The following is a 21,993-nucleotide window of genomic DNA, read 5'->3' on the forward strand; positions in this document are numbered from 1 at the left end:
ATGGCCACCCCCGCACCCCAGGAACGGCGCTTCCTCGGCATCGGCTGGAAGTTCCCCTTGCAGGTGACGCCGAACGGGAAGATCGCCCAGGCGCGCGCCGAGCAGCGGGTCGAGGAGTCGATCCTGCTGATCCTGGCGACCGCGCGCGGTGAGCGGCCAATGCTGCCAGACTTCGGCTGCGGCATCCACGATCTCGTGTTCTCGGAGAACAATGCCGGCACTATCGCCCTGGTCGTGCACATGGTGCGCGAGGCGCTGGTAAAGTACGAGGCGCGCGTGGACGTGCTCGACGTGCTCGCGGAGAGCACCGCCGACAGCCCCAATCTGCTGCTGATTCGCGTGAACTACCGCATCCGCGCCACCAATGCGATCGGCAACCTGGTCTATCCGTTCTACATCACGGAGGGACACTAGATGGCCCTCAAGGACGCGGTTCCGATCATCGACGATCGCCGCTTCGACGACATCGTCGAGGAGGTGAAGACGAGGATCGCACGCTACACGCCGGAATGGCAGCCGGTGTGGAACGACCACAACGACAGCGACCCGGGCATCACGCTGGCGCAGCTCCTCGCCTGGCTCTCCGAGATGCTGCTCTACCGCATGGGCAAGGTGCCGGAGCTCAACTATCTCAAGTTTCTCGAGATGGTGGGGATCGAGCTGCAGGCCGCGCAGCCGGCGCGCGTCGACGTGATGTTCCCGGTCACCGACACCACGACCATGCCCTTTATCGATGTGCCGCCGCGCACCCAGGTCTCGGCGCCCGCGGACGACGGCGGACCGCCGCTGATCTACGAGACCGAGAAGAGCGCGCGCGCCCTCACGGCGACGCTGCAGTCGGTGCAGAGCTACGACTCGGGCGTGCACCGCGACCTGACGGCCGCGAACGAGGCGCTCGATCCCTACCTGCCGTTCGGCGAGCTGGCGCTGACGGAAGCCGCGCTTGTGCTCGGGCTCGGCTTTCCGAGCGCCTATCCGACGCCGGACGACTTCCCGGACACGACTTTCGACATCGCGGTGTATGCTAAAGGCGACCGAGCGGAAAAGCCGGTGGTGACCTGCGGGCCGGGGCAGACCGCGTTCCCGTCGGCACGGGTGCAGTGGGAGTTCTGGAACGGCGCCGAATGGCAGCGCATGGCCGCGCTGAAGGACGGCACGCTCGCCTTCACGCGCAGCGGCTTCATCACGCTCCGGGCGCCCGCGCCCGGCCCGATGAAACGCGACTATGTCGGCACCTATCCGAGCGACGGCAGCAAGCCGAAGCTGTTCTGGATCCGCGCGCGTCTGGCCAAGGCGCAATACGAGACGCCACCCACCATCGTCGCGATCCGCACCAATATGGTGATGGCGCTGCAGGCGCAGACTGTGCAAGGCGAAGTGCTGGGCGGCACTGACGGGTCACGCAACCAGACATGGGAGCTCGCGAATACGCCGGTAATCGCCGGCAGCGTGCGCATTCAGATCGACGACGGCACCGGGCCCGCGGTTTGGGAGGTGCGTGAGGATCTACTCGACGCAGGATCGAACGATCCGGTGCTCGCGCTCTCGGCCAGCAGCGGCACGCTCAATGCCGGCGACGGCGTGCACGGCGCGGTGCCGATCGCCAATGCGCAGAACCCCGACGCCAATGTGGTGGCACTGGAATATCGCTACGGCGGAGGTGCGCGCGGCAACGTGCCGGCGCGCGCGATCAACAGCCTGATCACGCCGGTCGAGGGCATCGACGGCGGCAATGTCACCAATCTGTTCGCGGCCGTCGGCGGCCGGGAAGAGGAGCGCATCGAAGCGGCGAAGGAACGGGCCCGGCGCTCGATCCGCGCGCAAGGACGCGCCGTGACGCTCGAGGATTTCGAAGTGCTGGCGAAGCAGGCCGGCGACATCGCCCGCGCCAAGGCGTTCCCGCTGCTGCATCCGCAGTTCCCGACCGTCGAGGTCCCGGGCGCGATCAGCGTCGTCATCGTGCCGAACGCCAAGCGGGTCCCGGGGCGGCCGTTCATGCCGATGCCTTCCGAAGGACTGCTGCGCACGGTCTGCAGCTACCTGGATGCGCGGCGGCTGCTTACCAGTGAGGTGTTCGTGGTGGCGCCGAGCTATCAGGAGATCAGGATCACGGCCGACATCGTCGCGGAGGACGATGCTGACACCGCGGGCGTGCGCGAGCAGGCCGAGGCGGCGATCGCCGCCTATTTCGACCCAATCATCGGCGGTGACGAAGGCGACGGCTGGGGCTTCGGCGAGACCGTCCGCTACTCCAAGGTGTATCAACGGATCTTCTCGGTCGAGGGCGTCGACTCGATCGAGCGGCTCGTGATCACGGTCGATGGCGAAGACTTCCCGGAATGCAAGGACGTGCCGATCGCGGCCAACAGCCTCCTGTTCTCCGGTGAGCATCAGCTCGAGGTCCGGCTCACGGATGCGGAGGCAGCGGCATGAACATACACGCCACCGCATCGTCGACCGGAGCGCTCACCGTAGCGCAGCGCGACGCGCTGCACGTCGGCGCGGAGCACGGGCTGCCGCATGATCCGCTCGCGCTCGTACTCTATGCGCGCGGCGGCGCGGATCCGCGGCGCGGTTTCGCGGTCGGCCGGCTCGATGCGGTCGAGATCGATCCCTGCGCGCGCGCCCTCACGCTCACGCCCGCGCCGGACACAGACCGGACGCTCGCCGAGGGCTCCGGCAGCTTCGGCGGCCTGAAGCCGCCGACCAATGTCGCGGTCGCGCGCAACGGTGCCGTCTACCTGGCGGACCGCGGCAACGGCCTCATCAAGTATTTCGACCCGTGCGACTGCGCATTCAAGCCGCTGCCCTGCCTGATTGCCCGCCCGCCAGCCGGAAACGATTGCGTCCCGAGGCCGCCGAGTTTCGTGCCGCCTGACCAGCTCGGCGATCCGACGGGACTCGCCATCGCGGGTCGCACGCTGCTGATCGTCGACCGTGCGTATCATCGCGTGGTCTTCCTGGACCTCATCGGCTCGGTGCCGCGCGGCACGCTGCGGCTGCCGGTCTCCACGGGGCTGCGCAAGCTCTGGGCGCCGTTCGGGATCGCGGTCGACTCCCACGGCCGCATCCACGTCAGCGATCCGGACCACGGCCGCATCGACGTGTTCGACCGCGATGGCCGCTGGCAGAAGGCATGGATAAACCTTGGTCGGGTGTCGCATCTCGCGACCGACTGTCACGACGCACTTCTCGCCGTCATCGAGAACAACGTGCTGGATGCGTCGGGCAAGCTCGTCGCCGCCGCGGTCGAGATAGTCGACGGGCAGCGTCAGCCGATCCCGCCGCGCGCGGTCGATGCGGCGCGCCGCTTCCCTTGCCCGCCGATCGCGGTCGACCGCGACGGCAGGCTGCATCTCGGGACGCCCTGCGACGCGGTCTTCGACGCCCAGGGCTATCCGGCCAAGGAGAAGGATCGCGTCGCGCCCGCGCTCTATGGCAAGCTCGGGAACTATCGCAGCGCCGCCCTCGACTCGCGGCGCCGCGGCTGCGTCTGGCACCGCGTGCAGCTCGCCGGAACGCTGGCCGCGCGCACGCGTATCGATATCCGGACAACGACATCCGATATCGTGCTCGATGACGGCGAACTCGCGGATCTTCCGCCACAGGCGTGGAGCGACACCGTCGCAATCCGCGCGATGAAGGACGGCGTGGCCGACGCGCTGGTGCGCAGCCCGCCCGGCCGCTATCTCTGGCTGTGCCTGGTGCTGAGCGGCGACGGCCAGTCAACGCCGGCGATCAGCCGCATCGTCGTCGAATTTCCCCGCGTCTCGCTGCGCCGCTACCTGCCAGGCGTCTACGGCATGGATCCGATCAGCGCCGACTTCACGGACCGCTTCACGGCGCTGTTCGACACCACGCTGCGCTCGATCGAGTCGCGCATCGACACGACGCACGAGCTGTTCGATCCCTTGAGCGCGCCCTCCGAACGTCCGCGCGCCAAGACGCGCGAAGGACAGCCCGTAGTCGATGTGCTGACGTGGCTCGCGAGCTGGATCGGGGTGACGCTCGACCGCCAATGGCCGGAGGCAATCCGGCGCGCATTGCTCAAGCGCGCGACCAAGCTCTACGGTCAGCGCGGCACCGTCGCCGGCTTGCGCGACCTGCTGTTGACCTTTCTCGGCTTCGATCGCGCCGAGTGCGACGATGCCTGCCCGCAGATGCGCTGCTTTCCGCGGCCGGACAACTGCGCCCCGCCGCCCAGGCGCTGCCCGCCGCCGCGGCCGGCTCTGATCCTCGAGCATTTCCGCCTGCGGCGATGGCTGTTCGTCGGCGCAGGCCGGCTCGGCGACGACGCCATGCTGTGGGGCAAGCGCATCGTCAATCGCAGCGAGCTGAGCGGTGCCGAGCGGACCGGCAATGCGCGCGTCGGCCCCCTCTCCTGCCCGCCCGACGGCAATCCGGCGACGCAACTGATCTCGACGCCGGATCCGTTGCGCGATCCGTTCCACACCTCGGCGCATCAGTTCACGGTGTTCGTGCCCGCTTGCCTGAAGCGCAACGACTGGCAGCGCCGCGGCCTCGAACGCCTTCTCGCGCAGGAAGCTCCGGCGCACACGAAATGGCGGGTCGAATATGTCGAGCCGCGCTTCCGCGTCGGCGTGCAGGCGATGATCGGCCTGGACAGCGTGATCGCGCGCGTGCCGGCCGGCCTGCGGCTGCGCGACAACCGTCTCGGACACGGCACGGTGCTGCCGCCGCATCCGGGACGTCCCGCAGTCGTCGGCGTGAATGCGCGCGCCGGCGAAACGATGCGCCTGAATTGAGCTGGGAGGTTCGCGATGAATTCCAAGCACGACGCCGAAGCCGCACTTGGATGCGTCACCTGCGAATTTGAGCCGTTCGTCAGGAACAACTATTTCACCGGCAAGATGATGGGCGCCTCCGATTTCATCGCGGAGACACATTTCCATCAGGAGAAGATGCGGCTGCACCAGGCGCGACTGCATGGCTGGGGCGTGGTCTGCGGCCTCAATGTTTTCCAGCATCCGAACCAGGACTGCCAAAGGCGCTATGTGCGCGTCGAGCCGGGCTCGGCGGTGGACTGCTGCGGACACGACATCCTGGTGCCCGAGGAGGAGATGCTCGACCTCCTCACCTACAAAAAGGTCGCCGAACTCGCGAAGGAGGACCCGCGGCGCATCCATGCGCTCGGGATCTGCGTCCGCTACGTCGAGTGCCCGACCGAGAACGTGCCGGTGCTCTATGACGATTGCGGGTGCGACGACAATGGCTGCGCGCCCAACCGGATCCTGGAGTCCTATGCGTTTGACGTGACGGTAGATCCGGCCCTGACGCCCCTGCCACGCGTGCAGCCAGCCGAGCTCGCCAGCGTAGTCTTTGCCCGCGCCGCCGAGGCTTCGCTCGGCGCCAATACGCCGCGCTTCGGCAACGCACCGCTGGTCGGCAACGTGATCTATGCGCTCGATGCCAAGCAGCCGCAGAAGCTGATCACGTTCGATCTCGCGACCCATCACGCGGGCAGCAGTGATCTCGGCGCCGACGCCATGGCGGTCGCGGGCCGTGGCAACTTCGCCTTCGTAGCCACCGGCCCGAAGGCCGGAACCACCGACGTCATCCAGGTCTTCAGCCCCGCCTCGCCCACTGTCGTCGCAACCATCGACATCACGGGCACCACAAGTGCCAACACGGTCGCGCTCGCGGCGTCGAGCGACGTCAGCCGCGCCGCGATCGTCTATGTGCGCCAGTCGGGCGCGCTGCTTGCCTACGCGGAGGACGGGGCCAATGGGCTGAAGTCCGCCTCAACCTCGCTCGGCAGCATCACGGCGTCGCTGACGAGCTTCGTTGCCAAGTCGGACGGCAGCGCCGCCTATGCGATCGACGAGGCGGCCGGCAAGCTCAAGGCGATCACGCTGGCGAGCTCGTCCTCGGCGACGGACGCGACGGCGCTTCCGGCGACCGCCAAGCCCTCCGCCCTCGCCTATCTCGAAACCGGCGGCAAGACGTTGATCGCGGTCGCGAGCCGGACCACCAAGTCCCTGTTCATCCTTGACGCGGCGAATCTCGGCGCCGCTGCCGGCTTGCTCGCCACTCTCACGCTCGATCATGTGCCCGAGTTCGTCGCCTCTGGCGCCGACGGCATGCTCTATGCGATCGAGGAATCCGGCACCACGACCTTCGTGCAGGCCGCCGTTCTCGCGCCGCTCGCGACCGGCCAGCCCGCGATCCTGACGGCGCCGCGGCCCGTGCCGGGCACAGGATTGCGTCTCATCGGCCTGTTGAAGAATGCCGGCCTCGGCGTTGTCGTGTCGGACGAGCAGATCGAGATCGCCTGCGCTGACCTGATCTGGCATCAGGATTGCCACAGCTGCGACACGCCGAACTGCATCATGCTAGCCAGCATCGAGCGCTACCAGGCCGGCGCATCGGTGCTCGATGCTGCGAACGAGTCGCTCGCCAACGATCTCGCGGCCAAGCGCGCACGCATCGACAACCGCGCGGGCCGCAAGATCCTCGCCAGCACGCAGACCCTGCAAGCCTGGCTCGAATGCTTGCAGACCAGGGGCACGCAGGGACCGAAAGGCGACAAGGGCCAGGACGGAAAAGACGGCACCGGTACGAACGGGGCGCCGGGGAAGGACGGGATCGGCTTCTATCCCGACCTGCCGAAGATCCTCGACATCGGCTGGCGCTTCGAGGAGCGGCGCAACATCAACCAATTCACCGATCAGTACATGGCGCCCCCGACGGCGCCAGTCGACCTCACCGACCTGATCGTCGAGCGCATCAAGCGCGGGCGCGACGTTCCGCCGCTCACGGTCTACTTCAACCGCGAAGTTAAGGGCGTGACGCGCCGCACGCTCGAGGTACGGATCGACGCGCCCATGTCGACCCAGGAGGGCAAGCCCGCTCAGGCGGTCTCTTCCGGTGTCTATTTTCCCATCGATCTGAGAATGTATGGCGACATCGTCCAGATTCCGGGACCGGTACCAACGCCGCACACTGGCGAGATCGCGAACTTCGCGGTCACCTTCATCCCGCGCCGGCAATTCTTCTGGGTGTTCGATTCGAACAACCAGCCGCAAGCGGCCTGGCCTTATCTGCTGCTTTACTACCTCATAAACGCGAACATGCGCGTGCCACTCGACTTGCCGCGTGTCAACGTATCGCTGAAGGGCAACTTCGTGTTCGCGCCCGACGCCGGCGGCAAGTACACGGAGTTCGGCGTGCTCGACGGTGATAATATCGGCGGGCAAGTGGGCGAGCCCCCGCCCGCCGCGCGCCAGCCGCCGATCCTCGGCGGCAAGAATCCCTCAGGCAATCTCACGCAAGGTGGCCTGTTCGAGAGCTGGTTCTTCCTCACCCAGCGCGACTCGCAAGGCCGCGAGCAGCCGCAAGAGGTGTCCCGCCTCGGCGAAATGTTCCGCAACTTCACGCCGGAACAACCAACGCTCGAGCGCATGCCGACGCTCGCGAACTTCAGCAGCGCCGAGGCCATCGTGGCGGCGACCGGCGTCTCCGACGCGGTGGCGCGGCGCATCGCTGCGGCGCGCGAGCGCCAGCCCTTCGCGGACGCCGACGACTTCCGCAGTCGCGCCGGGATCTCCGAGCGCGACTGGGCCAAGCTCGACAAGGCCAGGCGCGAAGGAAAGCTCCTGATCCTGTGATCGATCACGGCTGCCGATACGGAGAACGACCATGCCCATGGCTCACGAACTGATCGATCGCTACATCGGCCGCGCGACCGGCCTGCGGCCTCACACTCCCCCGCGCGGCGACGTCGAGTGCGAGTGTCCGCCGCCCTGTCCGACCTGCGGCGGCCTGGAATGCCTGTGCCGCCCCCGCTTCTTCGCCGGTCAGGTGCTGACCGAGGACGATCTCAATCGTCTCGAGAACTACGTCATAGCCAAGAACCGGCTGCACAATCGCTACTTCCACGGCTCCGGGGTGGTGTGCGGGCTCGAAGTCGTCTGCGACTTTTGCGATCCCGGTAGCGTTGTGGTGAAGACCGGTTATGCGCTTTCGCCCTGCGGCGACGACATCATCGTCTGCAAGGACGCCAGGGCCAGTATCTGCGACCTGATCAGCCGGTGCAAGCCGCGCGACAACGACTGTGATCCTTACGGCGCGCAGCAGCCGACCGAATGCAAGGAAGGTATTCGGCAATACGTCCTCTCGATCTGCTACGAGGAACGTCCCTCGCGCGGCGTGCAGCCGCTGATGACCGAGCCGTGCTCGTGCGGTGGCAAGGGCTCGTGCGGCTGCGGCGGTTCAGGCAAGCACGCGAGCGGAGGTGGATGCGGCGGTGGCGCATCGATCCACAGGACGGCTGCGAGCAAGGCGGCCACCAGGTACAATCCGCAGTGCGAGCCGACGCAGATCTGTGAGGGTTTCCGCTTCACGGCGACGAAGTATGTCGATCCGAAGCGCAAGCCCGCTGATCTAGGCCGCTACGGCGTGTGGGGCATGCTGGCCGCGAAGGCGGAGCAGTTCGGACCGCTGCTGCTGCGGCTGATCGCGTGCTATCTCAAGGCGGTCGAGATCCGCGACTCCTTCGCTCAGATCCAGAACAACCTCACCGGCAATGTCCACGAGATCGGGCTGGCGCATAGCGAGTATCTGTCGGCGCTGCGGGACTTCGCGGCCGAGCACGTCGCTCATCGCTGCGACCTCGCGCGCGAGCTCGACCGGATCGCCACCCCGCGGCCGACCATGCTGCACGGACGTGAGAACGCGGTCTCGGCCGGCGATTGGAAGGCCGCCTTCGACCGGCTGAACGACCTCTGGCTCGACGCGTTCCGGGAATGCTTCTGCTCGGCGCTGTTGCCGCCCTGCCCGGAATTCGCCAGCGACTGCGTGCCGCTCGCGGTGGTCACGGTCGACACCGAGAGCTGCCGCGTGATCGAGATCTGCAACTGGTCGGCGCGCGAATTCGCGCTCGCCCTGCCATCGCTTTACTACTGGAGCTCATTCATCCAGTGGGCCGCGATCAAGGACGGGCTCGCCAAGCTCTGCTGTGGGAGCAGTCGCGAGATCTGGCAGATCATCTTCCGCGCGTTCGAGAGCATAATCCGCAGCAACACCGAACATGTCGGCCTTGCCGCGATGGTGCAGCCGTCCGGCGCAGCAGCGGCGCCGGTCTCGGAGCTGCCGAACGGCGTCACACCCGCTACGCTCACGGCGCTTTCCGAGATGATACAAAAAGCGACCATGCCGGACGGCATGGCGCGGCTCCTGTCCAGAGCCGGCGGCGGAGCGCCGCCGGAGGTCGCAGACCTGCGCGCGACGGTGGCCGAGCTGCAACGCGTCGTGAGCGCGCAAGGCGCGGAGATCGAGAGACTGGCGCGGAACAGGTAAGACGGAGGCCGTGATGGCAAACCAGAATCAACGGCCACGCTTCTACGAGAGACAGTATATCGGCGCCGACGACATGAATGCCGTGGTCGAGTACGGCCATGTACAGCTCGGCCGCCACGAGCTCGGCGCGCACACGGCGGGCATCGCGATCGGGCTCTATCTGGTCGAGAGCCCCACGCCGGGCGCGCCGGAGCGGCGCAACGTCACACTGGTTCCCGGCATGGCGCTCGACGGCTTCGCGCGCCAGATCGTCGCGCTCAGACGCGAACTGCTGCCCGAGAGCCTGTTCGCCGGGATTGCCTATGACGCCGATGTCGACGATCCCGTCAAGAACAACGGCACACCGCGCGGACGTTTCGTGCGCGTGTGGCTCGAGTATGACGAGACCAACGCGAGGGCGCCGGCGCCGGGCTTCGAGCGCTGCGACGCCGGCGAGACATACGCTCGCGTGCAGGAGAGCTATCGCTTCGTGATCGGCGATAAGCCGACCCTCACGGACCGGCGCGGCCGTCTCGCCATCGCGGGCCAGGCCGTCGCCGCGGATCGCGCATTACAAGCCTTCGACATGACAGCTGGCCTTGTGTTCGACGAGAGCATCCCGCACCAGACCTTCCCGGCCGACAGTCAGCGGGCACGCTGGCTGGTGCCGATCGGGTTCGTCCGCTGGGTAGTATACGCACAGGGCGGCGGCTATTTCGTCAATCGCAACATCGACGCTGCCGATATTGGCGACGATCGCTGCCGCAAGTTCCGCCAATATATCGGGGTTCCGGCCGAGACTATTCTCGCGACGGACGGCGCATTGGTGCTGCGAAACCGCAGCGATCGCCCGGACGATCCGGGCCGCTTCCAAGCGCGTCTCCAGTCGGGCGATCCGCTCGCCGAGACGCGGCGCGATCTCGTCTGGATGGAGGGCAACCTGCGCATGATCGGCGATGTCCGGCTGGCGCGCGGCGCGCTCCGGTTCGCCGACATCAACGGCTCCGACCGGCAGACGCCGCTCTCGATCGAGCGCCTCGGCGACAGCGCGGCGCCCCCCGGCGGGCGTGCGCTGCAGGTGTTGATCGGGCCCGACGCGCAGGCCAACAACCGGCTGGCCGTGAGCACAGTCGCGATAGACGACCCCGACCCGGCCACGCGGCAGTTCAGCGAGAAGCTCACCGTGATGTCTGGCGGCAACATCGGCATCGGCAACGATACGCCAGCGCGCAAGCTGCACGTGAAAGGCGACCGCGTGCGGCTCGACAGCACCGACGGGACCAAGACCATCGAGATGCGCACCGACGGCGCGGCGGTCGACCTGCAATCGACCACGAGCGATCTCTTCCTGCGCTCGGGCGGTGGCGCCCCGCCGCATCATATCGTGATGAACCCGGACGCGCCGGACGGCAATGTCGGCATCGGCACCCCCGCGCCGAAGCACAAGCTCGACGTCAACGGGAATTCGATCAAGCTCGGGCTCGAGGCGGCCGGCGGCGGCCAGCTGATCCTCAAGAACAATCCCGGCGACAACAAGATCTTCCTCGAGGCGTTCAACACGGCCGGCACGGGCAGCGCCGCCGAGATGCTGCTAACCGGCGCGAACGACACCAACGCGCCGCTCATCTCGATCAAGGCCAACGCCACCTTCGTGAGCGACAAGCTGGGCGTGGGCGTGAACGCGCCCACTGCGAATCTGCACGTGGTCGGCGACAACATCCTCCTGGAGAACGGCGCGCGCAACAAGCACATTGCGCTCTTCACGAACGGGTCCATGGTCGATCTGTTCACGGCGTCGAACGACCTGTCGATCCGCAGCGCGGCCCACAACTGCGTCATCAACTGGATCGCGGGCGATGGCAATGTCGGCATCGGCATGGCGAGCCCCGTGGACAAGCTGCATGTAGGCGGCTCGTTCATGCAAGTGAGCGGCGCCGCCAACGAGCAGGCGATCGTCGGCGGCGAAGGGCAACAGGGAGTCACATTCGGGACGCGCAACGGTGGCGTGCAGTTCTTGGATGCGCGCAACCTCGCGGTGCCGTTCGGCCAGTTCAATGCCAACGCCTGGCTCACGGTGTGGTGCCGGGACGTGCACGAGGTCTCCGACGAGCGTGCGAAGTCCAACATCCGTGGCATCTCGGGTGCGCTCGACAAGGTCACTCAGCTGCGTGGGGTCGCTTTCGAGTGGAAGGGCGGCGCGGCGCGCGGACAGACCGAGAACCGGCTCGGCCTCGTTGCGCAGGAGGTGCAAAGGGTCGTCCCGGAGGCCGTCACCGTCAACGAGCGCGGCGCAGCGCTCTCGACCTCGGCGCTGATGCCGTTGCTGATCGAGGCCATCAAGGAGCTCAAGGAGGAAAACAAGCAGATCAGGGACGAGCTCGCTCGCCTTTCGGACGAGCGCTCCGCGCGCAAGGCGACCAACCGCGCCAAAACTTCGCGCAGGAGGAAGTGACCCATGTCCTCCGCCCTGGCGATCGAGCAGCTCATCGTCGAATGCCACGTGCCGGCGGCCGCCGAGGAGCGCCGCGCGCGCGGCATCCTGGAGCGGGTCCTCTCCTCGGTGCAGCACGAGCTGCCGGATTATCTCGACCGTATCCTCGCGGCGGAAACCGACAGCGAGGCCATCGTCGTGATCGAGACCTTGCGGTTCGACGCCACTATCAATGCGCAGTGGCCGCGCGAGCGGATCGCACGCGCGCTGGCGAACCAACTGTCGTGCAGCTTGTGGCGCGCGCTCGAACGTCCCGACGCCATGCGCTTCCAGGATCGGCCCGAGATGCTGTCACGCTTCTTCAGCGATCTCGCGCAGGGCACCGCCTACGCGCGCGTCTGGCACCGCGCCTTCGATGGGCTCCGCCTGCTGCCGGCTTCCGCGATCGTCCGCACGCTGATCGGCGACGAACCGGTGGCGAGCCGAACGGCCCTCAGCCGGCTTCTTCCCGCCGATCTCGATCGCGTCATCGCGCTGCTCTCGCGCGCCGATGCGGAGCGCGCGCTGGCTGCCGTGCTGAGCACCGCCAATCCTGAGACGGCCTGCGATCCCGCGAGCGTCGTCGCGGCTGCGCTTTCGCAGCGTTGCCTTGCACTCGAGACGCCACAGCAGCAGCTCGCCCTGGCGGTTGCCATCGCGCGGCAACCGGATGCTGAAGCGAATGCCGGCGCCCTCGCGCTCGCAGGCGTGCTGTTTGGTCTGGCCGCGACGTGCGATCCGGACGAGCCGGGGGCATGGGTGGAGTTCCAGGGCCTGGTGCAAAGGCTCGCCGCCGACGGCGACGCGGCTGCACTCGCCGAGGTGCGAAGCGGCCTCGCACAGTTCGATGCCGACGCCGTTGCGGACGCCGTAAAGGCGCTGCGGCGTGAACAGCCGCGCGCGGACGTTCGGGAGCTCCATGCCGGCTGCGGCGGGGCCTGGCTCCTGCTGCCCTCGATCCTGAGTGCCCTCGAGGGTCGGCCCGACGCCGCTGCTTTCGCACTTCATGTGCTCGGCGCATCCGCGGGCGCGCGCGCCCCGGAGGTTTGGAACAGCGCCCCGTTGCGCGAGGCCCTCGGTGTCGATGAGGGGCAGCTGGCTCATGTGACGAGCGTGGCGTGGCCCCTGCCCGGCCTCGGCGCGGTATCGCCTCCAACCTCGGATGGGATCGAAGAGCAGAACCGTGCGCACATCCGGCTCGGACTTGCTCCGCTCGCGGTGCCCCGTGGAGCAGCGCGGATCATCGGCCAGCTCGCCTCCGAAGCCATGAATGCCTATGCGTGGCGGCTGCCGGGCTTCGCGGGATCGAGCTTCCGCTATCTCTGGGACAATCTTCTGGCCACCGATGGATCGATCCGAATGGACAGTCGAGCAATCGACGTCGCCCTGAAGCCGCCTCCGCTCGACGTGATCTGGAAGATCACCGGCGCCGATCGCGCAAGCTATGCGCTGCCCGACGGCCGAGCGGTGCGCGTCGCGGTGCGCCGATGACCCCGCGCCCCAGCATCGTCCCGGCCGCGGTCGCGCAGCTGCGCGCCGAACTGGACTGGCTCGACGCGCTGATCCATCGCGAGACGCTGCGGCTGCGCGCTGCGTACCAACTCTCGCTCGATGAGTTTCGCGGCCTCTACATCAGCGACGAGCAGGTCGACGCTCTGGTGCGCGAGGCGTCCGACGGCACATCGGACCTGACGCAGCTTGATCTTGTGGCTCAACAGCTGCGTGTCGATCGCGCGTCGTTCACCGAAGCCATGTCGCCCTTCGTGCGGCTGTCCCGTGAATTCGAGCTCACGAGGGTCGAGCAGGACATCCTGCTGGCGGTGGCTGCGCCCGAGATCGAGTTCAAATACGAGACCCTGTACGCCTATCTGAACAACGACGTGACGCGCAAGGCGCCGACACTCGGCCTGCTCGAGCGCCTCTTCGGCCGCGACGCGGCTTCGCGCCTCGACGTCCGCGCGGCGCTGCGCGCCAACGCGACGCTCCTGACCAGCCGGTTGCTGCATACGATTGGCCCGGATCCGGCAGGCACTATGCACGCCGCGCTCAAGATCCACCCCGCGCTGCCCGGCTATCTGCTCGCGCTCGGCTATGCGGATGGCAGCGACTTGATCGAGCATCGGCCGCGCGAGGGCCTCCTGCGCACAGCCGCCCTCGACGACCTCGTGCGTGCGCGGCTGCGCACGACCTGCCGCGCTTGGACGCGCGGCTCCGAGACGGCGCCGATCTGGCTGCTGCACGGCCGCGACGCTATGCTGCGGGAGGCTGCGGCAGCGACCCTCTGCGGCATGCTCGACCTCGACCTTTTGACGCTCGATGCGGCCGCGCTGCCGCGGCACCACGAGGAGAATGCCGCGACACTGCGCGATGCGCTGCTGCGCCAACGACTGACCGATGCCGGACTGCTGCTGAGCGGCGTCGAGCAGCTCAGCGACAGCGAGGGGCGGCTCACCAATGACGCCCGCATGATCCTGCGTCTGGTGCGGCAGACACGTCGGCCGGTCATCCTCGATTGCGAGACGCCGGGGCCACTGGCCGAGGCGCTGCGCGGCGCGCACGTGATCTCGATCGGCATCTCCGACCTCGATCGACGCGGCCGTGTCGTGACCTGGTCGACCGCGCTCTGCGCACGGCAGCTCGCCGCCGGCCCGGCCGCCGTAGAGCATGTGGCGGACAGTTTCGGGCTTCTGACCGAGCAGATCGACCGCGCCGCGCAGGCGCTCGCGGATCATCGCGACGACGCCGAGCCGGTGTCCGCGGCCGAGCTCGCGGCGGCGGCGCGCGCGGCCTCGGACCAGTCGATCGCCCGCATGGCGCAGCGGATGCCGCAGCCCTTCACGTGGTCGGATCTGGTGCTGCCGCCCTCGACGATCCGCCGGCTACGCGACATCGTGCATGCGATCCGCGACCGCCAGCTCGTGTTTGGCGACTGGGGCCTGGCGCAACGCGCCGGCGGCTTCGGCCTGCGCCTGCTGTTCTCGGGACCGTCCGGCACCGGCAAGACCATGGCGGCCGCGACCATCGCGCGCGAGCTCGGGCTCGACATCTTCCGCGTCGACATCTCCCAGACGGTGAGCAAATACATCGGCGAGACCGAGAAGAATCTGGACAAGATCTTCCACGCCGCCGCGCACTCCAACGCCATCCTGTTCTTCGACGAGGCCGACGCGCTGTTCGGCAAGCGCTCCGAGGTGAAGGACGCGCACGACCGCTACAGCAACATCGAGACCGCCTTCCTGCTCCAGCGCATCGAGGAATATGCCGGGGTCGTGTTCCTCGCGAGCAACCTCAGCCGCAACATGGATACGGCGTTCTCGCGGCGGCTCAACTTCGTGGTCGATTTCCCGCTGCCGGACCGCGACGCGCGCGAGCGGCTGTGGCGGCTGATGCTGGCGAACGGCATTCCGATCGCGGGCGATGTCGACGTCGCGTTCCTGGCGGCTCAGTTCCCGCTCAGCGGCGGCGAGATCCGCAACGTCACGCTCGACGCGGCCTTCTTCGCCGCGCAGAGCGAGCAACGTTGCGTCGGAATGAAGGCGATCGTCGTCGCGCTCGCACGCGAGCTCATGAAACAGGGGCGCGCGCCGTCGCCCGCGGAGTTCAAGCAGCACCACACGCTGATCGCCGACAGCCTGTAGGACGAGGACGCGCGAGGCCGCTGGACAGGCCGCGACACCTGAGACGCGGCTGAGGTGCTTGGGAGGTTTCGATGGAACGCGTTGCGAAGAACGGTGCCAAGCTCGCGCTCCGCCCGCTGGCGGGCCGCGCGGGGTCGTGTGTCCCGCGGCACGCGGATGCAGCGCATGTGGATCGCGCCGGCGTGCAGGAGTCGGCCGGCAACTTCGCGATTCAGTCGCTGCTGCGCAGCGGCATCATCCGGGCCAAGCTCACGGTCAGTCAGCCGAACGATCCCGACGAGCGCGAGGCCGATCGCATCGCGGACGCAGCCGTCTCGGGCGCACCGCCGACTCTCGTGCGCCGCAAATGCGCGTCGTGCGCAGCCGGCGTTCCATGCGGCCAGTGCGACGAGGAGACTCCGGTGCGCCTCAAGGGTAACGGTGCGCAGCCGACGCCTTCGGCGGCCGCCGCGATGCCGGCGCTCTCGTTTTTCGGCAGCGGCGGCCGGCCCTTGCCGCGCGAGACCCGCCGCGGCTTCGAGACGATGCTCGGCGCGGACCTCAGCGGCGTGCGCATCCACGACGGACCTGCCGCCGTGCAGGCGGCGAGCGCTCTCAACGCGCGCGCTTTCACGGTCGGCAGCGACATCGCCTTCGCACCGGGCCAGTTCGCGCCGAGCACGCGCAGCGGGCGGCATCTGCTGGCGCACGAGCTGGCGCACACGCTGCAGCCGGCGCGAGGGTCCTCCGTTCCGGTGCGACGATCCTGGTACGATCCGTTCGTGGACGCGGCCGAGTGGGTCGGTGGCAAGGTCGAGGCCGGCGCCTCGGCAGCCTGGTCGGGAACCAAGTGGGTCGGCGGCAAGCTCTATTCGGCGGGCCGGTGGGTCTACAATACGGCCGAAGACAAGCTCAAGGCAGCCTATCACTGCGCAAAGGGGATCGGCAGCTCGCTGTTCGCGCCAATCTCGCTGGACATGCTCACGGCGCCGCAAAACCTGTCCCTCGCGGAGGTGACGGGTCACTCGAAGCCGGACGCCGAGGACGCTCCCACGGGCGTTCTCAACACGGTTCTCGATGTCGTTGGGCATCCGTGCGTTCAGATGCTGCCCGGTGCCGGCCTGCTCCTCGGCGGCGTAAAGGTCCTCAAGGGATCGGCCGACCTTCTGGAGCTCGCATGGGACATCTACAAGAATCCGGATCCCTACATGGAGCGGATCCGCGCGTCTCTGACAGGAATGATCGGCGGCGCGGCGGACAAGGCGCGGTCGCTCGCGACGGCGATCGCTTCCAACGAAAACGTCGACTGCATCCTGCGGCACCTCAATCCGAAGCTCCAATACATGGCGGAGAACTGGTGGCCCATCCTGAAGGAGATGGCATGGGAGCTGATCTGGCCATGGCCCGGCGTCGGGCAAGACTTCGGAATGATCTGGGAGAAGATCAAATCCCTCGGCTCCAATCTCTGGGATCTGGAGTTCAACAGGGCGGCCGACGACGCCTTCTCGATCCTGCGCCACCTCAACTCTGCGGCCGGCCGGCTGTACGGCTGGTTCCTGATCGGTGCGGTTCTGGCCGGCGCCATCGTGGGTGGCATCGCGGGCACCGCCGCGGGCGGCGCCGGAGCCATTCCGGGCGCGGCCGCAGGTGCTGTCTCGGGCCTCGCGTTTGCCAGCGAGGTCGGATACGGGCTGCTGCTCGCGACATTGGCGATCGAGGGCGCGTCGATCTACAAGGCGAGCTACAACCTCTCGCGGTCCGACCGCTCGCCGAAGGAGCGCGAGTGTGACTGCGAGCTGATCAGCTCCAGCAGTCTCACGATCGGTGTTTGCGGAGCCATGGCCCTGCTGGGCGGGCTCGCGGCCCGCTTCGCCAAGGCCATTATACAAAGAGTCGGCAATCGGCTGTTCAATCCTCAAATCCTCGCTCCGCTCGAACGCGGCCGCCTGGTCGAAGCGCGCATCGCCATCGGGGAATTGATCCGCGCCCGTTTCAGGGCCGCCGCCATCAGGATCACGGACCGGCTGACGGCCCGTGGACTCTTCCGTGGAGAGGGCAATTTCCCCGGCATCGATCTCGCCCGCGACGCGCAGATCACGATTCGCGGGCAGCAGGGACAGGTCATTGCGGATACGGCCGGGCTGCAGAATGCCATGCGCAACGGGGAAAGCATCACGATCGACATCGCGGGTGGAGATCTCGTCTCGGTGAAGTCGCGTGGCGGCGCGGACGTTGCTGCGGCCGTGGAGGAGGACATCGCTCAGCTGGCAAATTTCGGAGCGACCCCCCGCAGAATTCCGAGCTTCACCGCTGGTGTGAGGCAGGCTCGCGTCACGATCACCAATCCGGCGGCGCGGACCCTGACGGTCGCCTACGAGCCGGGCAGCCTGACGACGGCCGAGATCGCCAATCTGCGAGTCACCGCAGCCCAGAACGGCGTCACATTGGATCTACGTGCAGGCATCCCGCCGGACCCGCGGCTCGTCACGCCCATCGAATCGATGCCGGACATTCTGGCCGAGACAGCGACACTGGCGACGGAGGTGTCCGACACGCAGCAGCCGGGCGCACAAGAGTGCAAGCTTTGAGCATGCTCGAAATGGTGCGCATTCCGCGCAGGGCGCGAAGCGCCGGCCGCGCCGATCATGGGCGCGGTTACCTTCCTGATGGTGGGGTATCTGGCGATTCCCTATCGGACGATCATTCTCGCCGCGATCGCGGCAGCGTTCATGGCCGACCCGCATCGGAGCCGCAGCATGCGCCCTTGGATTGCCAGCGGTTCGAGGGTGGCGCGACAGCAACAGTCATCGAAAATTCTGACGCCATGTCTTCATTGCCAAAAACTCGGCGCCAGCTAGTACCGTCTTCAGGTGCGAGTTGAGCTTGCGCCGACGCACAGCGCGACTTTTCGTTGAATTGCCCTCTTTTTGCTGAGGGCAAGCCGTGACGTCGGCGCAACAACTCGCATCGCGATTGCGGGACAAGCGGGGGCGCAGGGCCCGCTGCTAGCGCGAGCCGCAAGGCGCTTTGCAGCTAGAGAAGGTTCGACTGCGGCACCAGTCCCTCCGCCAGCGCAATCGGTTCCGCACGCGTGGTCGGGCATGCGGGCCCTGCACGAAGGGAGGCGGCGCGGCGCCCCCCCCACGGCCATCACAGCCAGCGCCGCACCTTCGCCCGATACGCCTCATAGGCCGCACCGAAGCGTGCCTGCATCGCCCGCTCCTCCGGCACGATCTGGAACCGCGTGATGAACGCGACGAAGGCTGCCGGGCCCAGCGCCAGCCAGGGCTGGGCCGGGAAGGCCACCAGCGCGCCAAGCAGCGCCGTCATCGCCAGGTACATCGGATTGCGCGACCAGCGATAGACGCCGTCGGTCACCAGTACCGATGTCCACCCGATTATCAGCGAGTCGCATAATATATTGATGCAATTGGGAAACGAATTTTGTTCGGACGGATGTACCGTCAGCCAAGCTGTCGAAAGTTGTGGCTTTAAAATCGCTGGAGGTTTTCGCCGGATTTGCCGGCCACGGCTACTGACGCATTCCCGATACCAATTCACCGTCTCCCGCCGTTCCGACGCTACAGGTCGCTTAAGACCATCCCCTCACATCCGTACCGGACGCGGTGGGCCGCCGCAAAAAACACCAGCCTTGCGCTTCAAGCGCCCGTAAATTCTAATCGCCCCTCCGGGAGATGCCGATGGCGAGGTCAACACGAATAGCCGACCTGTTGCAGCTTGTAGCGAACGACGCGGTTGATCCACATAAGGCCGTCGAAAAGAGCTACGAGTGGGAGCACGCACGGGCGCTCGAGGTAGGTAAGTGGTCTCTTGCTGGGTCGACTGCGTTGCTAGCCGCGGTGGCAACGGGCATTTTTCGGCTAGGAGACGCCGGCCAGCATGTCACGGCTACCTCTACCAGCCCCGCCGCTATGAGCGTCTGGACTATTGCCACTCTTGTCCTGGCGGGCCTGTTACTTGGGATTGGAGTGAGCTCCTTGGTGCTTGCCTCACGAGTCGAACGTCGCTTTGTTTTGACGCTGGCCCTCGTCGCCAAAATGGTAGAATTGCGTCCGTTCCTAAAGCGAGCAGCTGAAGACGGGACAGCGTTCCAATGAGTCTCCTCAACCAGCTAGAATATGCCTTTTATGAGGTTCGCTGGTTCGGTGCCCTACCATTTGTCGTCGGGGCAGCAGTTCCCTGGGTTGTCGCGTTGGGACGCATTTGGTTTCAGGCACGCAGCGCTCAGAAGTTGTCCGCCGAAGCGGCTTTCAACGAGGCCCTAAGCAGCGACGATCTCGGCAAGCTCTCTAGCTATCTACGCGACGAATTCGGGAAGGTGTCGCTGGCGATCTATCTTAGCGACGAGGAACTGCGTGCTCGGCTGGATAAGTACCTTGCTCGCTTGACTGAATTCGTTGCTCCTCCAGTACCAGAAGCCGAGCCTCTTCATCCGAATAGCGAACAAGCGGATCACCCAAGCGCAGCGCCTGTCAGCCCGCCCCCGCAACCCGTGCCTTCTTGGGAAGAACAGCCAACCGACCCACCGCAGATCGTTGCCGCACTTCAAAGCGCTCGAAACGGGGAGAGCTGGAATGCTCTCGCCCGCCTGCGGCGCGACTTGGAGGGTCGGTTTCGAGCCGAACTCGTGGGGACTGAGTCGGGCACCTCTCGAATACCGATGAAAAAGGTGCCCGTGCCTGCTGAAGCGAAGTACGTATTCCGGCGCTTCTACAGAACTGCAGGCCGCGCCATTCACGGGGAAGACGTCACCGACGAGGAGGTAATCCAGGCCATACAAGACGCGCGCGTGGTCTACCGTGCAATGGAGCAGCTAGTGCCAGGATGGAGCAATCAGCCAGTCCCCGTGCCACCGACCAAGCGTCGGGTCATCTTCTAGAATCTGGCGCAATCCTACTTGCAGCCTATGATCTTGCGCGAAGCATCTCCATTGTCGTGGCCCGATCTAACGAACGGATCCGTCTAGCTGTGTGTATTTGTTGAAATGTCAACGCCGTATTCCCCCGTGTAGAGAAAGTAATCTCTCACTGAGGTCAGCTGCGTGGCAGCTAAACATACAACGACTGTCATTGCTGCGCCGGCAATCAAGAAGCTGACGCTCGCTCGTTTGTTCTCGTTCTCGCTCGCAACGTGCATTTCAGTTTGGTCGGTCGGACACACGCCTGCAATCATCGAATGCCCTCCATAGTGAGCAGGTTGTTCGCTGCTTAGCCGCAACGGCGACCGCCGCCCCTCCGCTTTCCGTCCGATACCGTCAATGGCCATCTATCCCCAGTTCCGATGACATGGTCACGTGAACGTCGACACCCAAGCCGATGGTCGCTCAAAGAGGCAGAGTCGCTACCCGGCGATATCGAAGAATTCATCGCGGGTCATCGTGCAAGCGCATCAGCGGTGCTCGAACGTGTTAGGTATCGCAGAAAGGCATGATTTTTCGTGACTTTCTCGAAACCGCTTCAATATAGGGGATCGGGAGGGATTGCCGCGCGACTTAAACAATCCAATTAAAATCAGGCACTTCCTGTACGCCCAACAGCGGCGTGCGTACCAAGTCCTGTGTCCCCAAAGTCGACCAATTTCGGTGCATTTGCCGCGGCAAAATGCGGCAGATCGGTTTAGTGGCGGCAGTAACGCCGCGCTATATGGTAGCAAGATTTCTAAACCAAGGATTGTCTACCCGCTTTGCCTCAAAACATGATGAAAAGCGTAGGAGTCATTGGATGCCCAGGCCAAGCGCTCGATCCTACAACACCGATTTGCTGGACGACTTGCCGGGCCCTCGCGATAGCCATGGAATTGCCCCTCGTCGCGAGTGCGAGCACACCGATACGAGAGTGAGGCGTCAGAGCGCGGAGCTCGCGCTCTTTATCCTCTCCGATGTGTGCTTCGTTCGCGAAGGAGTGCTCGCCGCGTTTCTATCGGACGGCGATTTTTCGCGCGTTGTCGCCGGTGCGACGATCGAAGAAGCGGTTGCTGTCTGCTCTGCAGACAGACCGGGAGTAGTCCTTTTGGATGCGACCTTCCCGGACGCGAAGGCCGCCGCCAACACGCTGGCGCGCAGCGCACGGCGTTGTCTGTTAATCATCCTCGCGATCGAAGAAAATGCCGAGACCGTGATCGAATGGGTCAGCATTGGCGCGAGCGGATATGTACCGCGCCAAGCTTCAATCAAGGAACTGGTGGCCACCGTGAAGGGCGTCATCCGCGGAGAGCAGGCCTGCGGCCCGGCCATCGCAGCCGGGCTCATGCGTCACATTTCGGAGCACTCCCGGACCTCGGTGACGGGCTTCGTCGACCCGATCCCGCAGCTCACGGTTCGTGAGGCAGAAATCCTGCAACTGCTCGGCACCGGATGTACCAACAAGGACATCGCCCGCCGGCTGGAGATCGAGGTGACCACGGCGAAGTGCCACGTCCACAATATCCTCGGCAAGCTCCGGTTACAGCGCCGAAGCCAGGTGGCCCACTGGATCGAGAGCCAGTGCCGGGCGAGTAGCAAGAAACAGATATAGGTTTGCAGCCCGGCAAAGCGATCCCAGTTTGGCTTGACCGTACTCCGTCCCAATCTCTCTCGAACCTTTGACTGAT

At 66.2% G+C, this 21,993-nt stretch carries 14 protein-coding genes; 12 read left to right on the forward strand and 2 right to left on the reverse strand.

The window, feature by feature from the left end; translation table 11 throughout:
* The 10 genes from JQ627_RS20015 (at position 1) to JQ627_RS20060 (ending at position 18,242) form a co-directional block, all read left to right on the forward strand.
* The gene (locus tag JQ627_RS20015) at positions 1-414 is read left to right on the forward strand and encodes a GPW/gp25 family protein (RefSeq protein WP_212485865.1); all 414 of its coding nucleotides are present in this window, start codon (positions 1-3) and stop codon (positions 412-414) included.
* The gene (locus JQ627_RS20020) at positions 415-2,433 is read left to right on the forward strand and encodes a putative baseplate assembly protein (RefSeq protein ID WP_212485866.1); all 2,019 of its coding nucleotides are present in this window, start codon (positions 415-417) and stop codon (positions 2,431-2,433) included.
* Complete coding sequence (locus JQ627_RS20025) at positions 2,430-4,766, forward strand: phage tail protein (RefSeq protein WP_212485867.1); 2,337 nt, start codon at positions 2,430-2,432, stop codon at positions 4,764-4,766. Before JQ627_RS20020 ends, JQ627_RS20025 begins: the two co-directional genes overlap by 4 nt.
* Before the next feature lie 15 nt (positions 4,767-4,781).
* Positions 4,782-7,628 carry a hypothetical protein gene (locus JQ627_RS20030; protein WP_212485868.1) on the forward strand — a complete coding sequence of 949 codons (2,847 nt, stop codon included), beginning with the start codon at positions 4,782-4,784 and terminating at the stop codon, positions 7,626-7,628.
* Between the two features lie 31 nt (positions 7,629-7,659).
* Complete coding sequence (locus tag JQ627_RS20035) at positions 7,660-9,318, forward strand: hypothetical protein (RefSeq protein WP_212485869.1); 1,659 nt, start codon at positions 7,660-7,662, stop codon at positions 9,316-9,318.
* Positions 9,319-9,331: 13 nt separating this feature from the next.
* Positions 9,332-11,749, forward strand: a complete 2,418-nt coding sequence (locus JQ627_RS20040) for a tail fiber domain-containing protein (RefSeq protein ID WP_212485870.1) — start codon at positions 9,332-9,334, stop codon at positions 11,747-11,749.
* Positions 11,750-11,797: 48 nt separating this feature from the next.
* The gene (locus JQ627_RS20045; protein ID WP_212485871.1) at positions 11,798-13,258 is read left to right on the forward strand and encodes a hypothetical protein; all 1,461 of its coding nucleotides are present in this window, start codon (positions 11,798-11,800) and stop codon (positions 13,256-13,258) included.
* Positions 13,255-15,405 (forward strand): ATP-binding protein, encoded by a 2,151-nt coding sequence (locus JQ627_RS20050; protein ID WP_212485872.1) that lies wholly within the window; start codon positions 13,255-13,257, stop codon positions 15,403-15,405. The genes JQ627_RS20045 and JQ627_RS20050 overlap by 4 nt, the downstream gene beginning before the upstream one ends.
* Positions 15,406-15,476: 71 nt before the next feature.
* Positions 15,477-17,972 carry a DUF4157 domain-containing protein gene (locus JQ627_RS20055; protein ID WP_212485873.1) on the forward strand — a complete coding sequence of 832 codons (2,496 nt, stop codon included), beginning with the start codon at positions 15,477-15,479 and terminating at the stop codon, positions 17,970-17,972.
* 57 nt (positions 17,973-18,029) lie between these two features.
* Positions 18,030-18,242, forward strand: a complete 213-nt coding sequence (locus tag JQ627_RS20060) for a hypothetical protein (protein WP_212485874.1) — start codon at positions 18,030-18,032, stop codon at positions 18,240-18,242.
* Positions 18,243-18,534: 292 nt separating this feature from the next.
* Here the strand turns inward: JQ627_RS20060 and JQ627_RS20065 are convergent, their stop codons facing one another.
* Complete coding sequence (locus tag JQ627_RS20065; RefSeq protein WP_312015789.1) at positions 18,535-18,762, reverse strand: isoprenylcysteine carboxylmethyltransferase family protein; 228 nt, start codon at positions 18,760-18,762, stop codon at positions 18,535-18,537.
* A gap of 736 nt (positions 18,763-19,498) precedes the next feature.
* Between JQ627_RS20065 and JQ627_RS20070 the strand changes: the two genes are divergently transcribed.
* Entirely contained in the window at positions 19,499-20,284 is a 786-nt protein-coding gene (locus JQ627_RS20070) for a hypothetical protein (protein ID WP_212485875.1), read from the forward strand.
* A gap of 83 nt (positions 20,285-20,367) precedes the next feature.
* On the opposite strand, the gene JQ627_RS20075 is transcribed toward JQ627_RS20070, so the two are convergent.
* Positions 20,368-20,577 carry a hypothetical protein gene (locus tag JQ627_RS20075; RefSeq protein ID WP_212485876.1) on the reverse strand — a complete coding sequence of 70 codons (210 nt, stop codon included), beginning with the start codon at positions 20,575-20,577 and terminating at the stop codon, positions 20,368-20,370.
* 662 nt (positions 20,578-21,239) lie between these two features.
* On the opposite strand from JQ627_RS20075, the gene JQ627_RS39655 reads away from it, so the two are divergent.
* Positions 21,240-21,917, forward strand: coding sequence for a response regulator transcription factor (locus tag JQ627_RS39655; RefSeq protein ID WP_212485877.1), 678 nt, complete (start codon positions 21,240-21,242; stop codon positions 21,915-21,917).
* Positions 21,918-21,993 lie beyond the last annotated feature (76 nt).

The sequence above is a fragment of the Bradyrhizobium liaoningense genome (assembly GCF_018130785.1).
GTDB classification, from domain to species: Bacteria; Pseudomonadota; Alphaproteobacteria; order Rhizobiales; family Xanthobacteraceae; genus Bradyrhizobium; species Bradyrhizobium liaoningense_A.

Bases quoted from the DNA above. Each gene is read 5' to 3' on its own strand.
- JQ627_RS20015 (WP_212485865.1), top strand. From the start codon at position 1: ATGGCCACCCCCGCACCCCAGGAACGGCGCTTCCTCGGCATCGGCTGG.
- JQ627_RS20020 (WP_212485866.1), top strand. From the start codon at position 415: ATGGCCCTCAAGGACGCGGTTCCGATCATCGACGATCGCCGCTTCGAC.
- JQ627_RS20025 (WP_212485867.1), top strand. From the start codon at position 2,430: ATGAACATACACGCCACCGCATCGTCGACCGGAGCGCTCACCGTAGCG.
- JQ627_RS20030 (WP_212485868.1), top strand. From the start codon at position 4,782: ATGAATTCCAAGCACGACGCCGAAGCCGCACTTGGATGCGTCACCTGC.
- JQ627_RS20035 (WP_212485869.1), top strand. From the start codon at position 7,660: ATGCCCATGGCTCACGAACTGATCGATCGCTACATCGGCCGCGCGACC.
- JQ627_RS20040 (WP_212485870.1), top strand. From the start codon at position 9,332: ATGGCAAACCAGAATCAACGGCCACGCTTCTACGAGAGACAGTATATC.
- JQ627_RS20050 (WP_212485872.1), top strand. From the start codon at position 13,255: ATGACCCCGCGCCCCAGCATCGTCCCGGCCGCGGTCGCGCAGCTGCGC.
- JQ627_RS20055 (WP_212485873.1), top strand. From the start codon at position 15,477: ATGGAACGCGTTGCGAAGAACGGTGCCAAGCTCGCGCTCCGCCCGCTG.
- JQ627_RS20060 (WP_212485874.1), top strand. From the start codon at position 18,030: ATGGGCGCGGTTACCTTCCTGATGGTGGGGTATCTGGCGATTCCCTAT.
- JQ627_RS20070 (WP_212485875.1), top strand. From the start codon at position 19,499: ATGAGTCTCCTCAACCAGCTAGAATATGCCTTTTATGAGGTTCGCTGG.
- JQ627_RS20075 (WP_212485876.1), bottom strand. From the start codon at position 20,577: ATGATTGCAGGCGTGTGTCCGACCGACCAAACTGAAATGCACGTTGCG.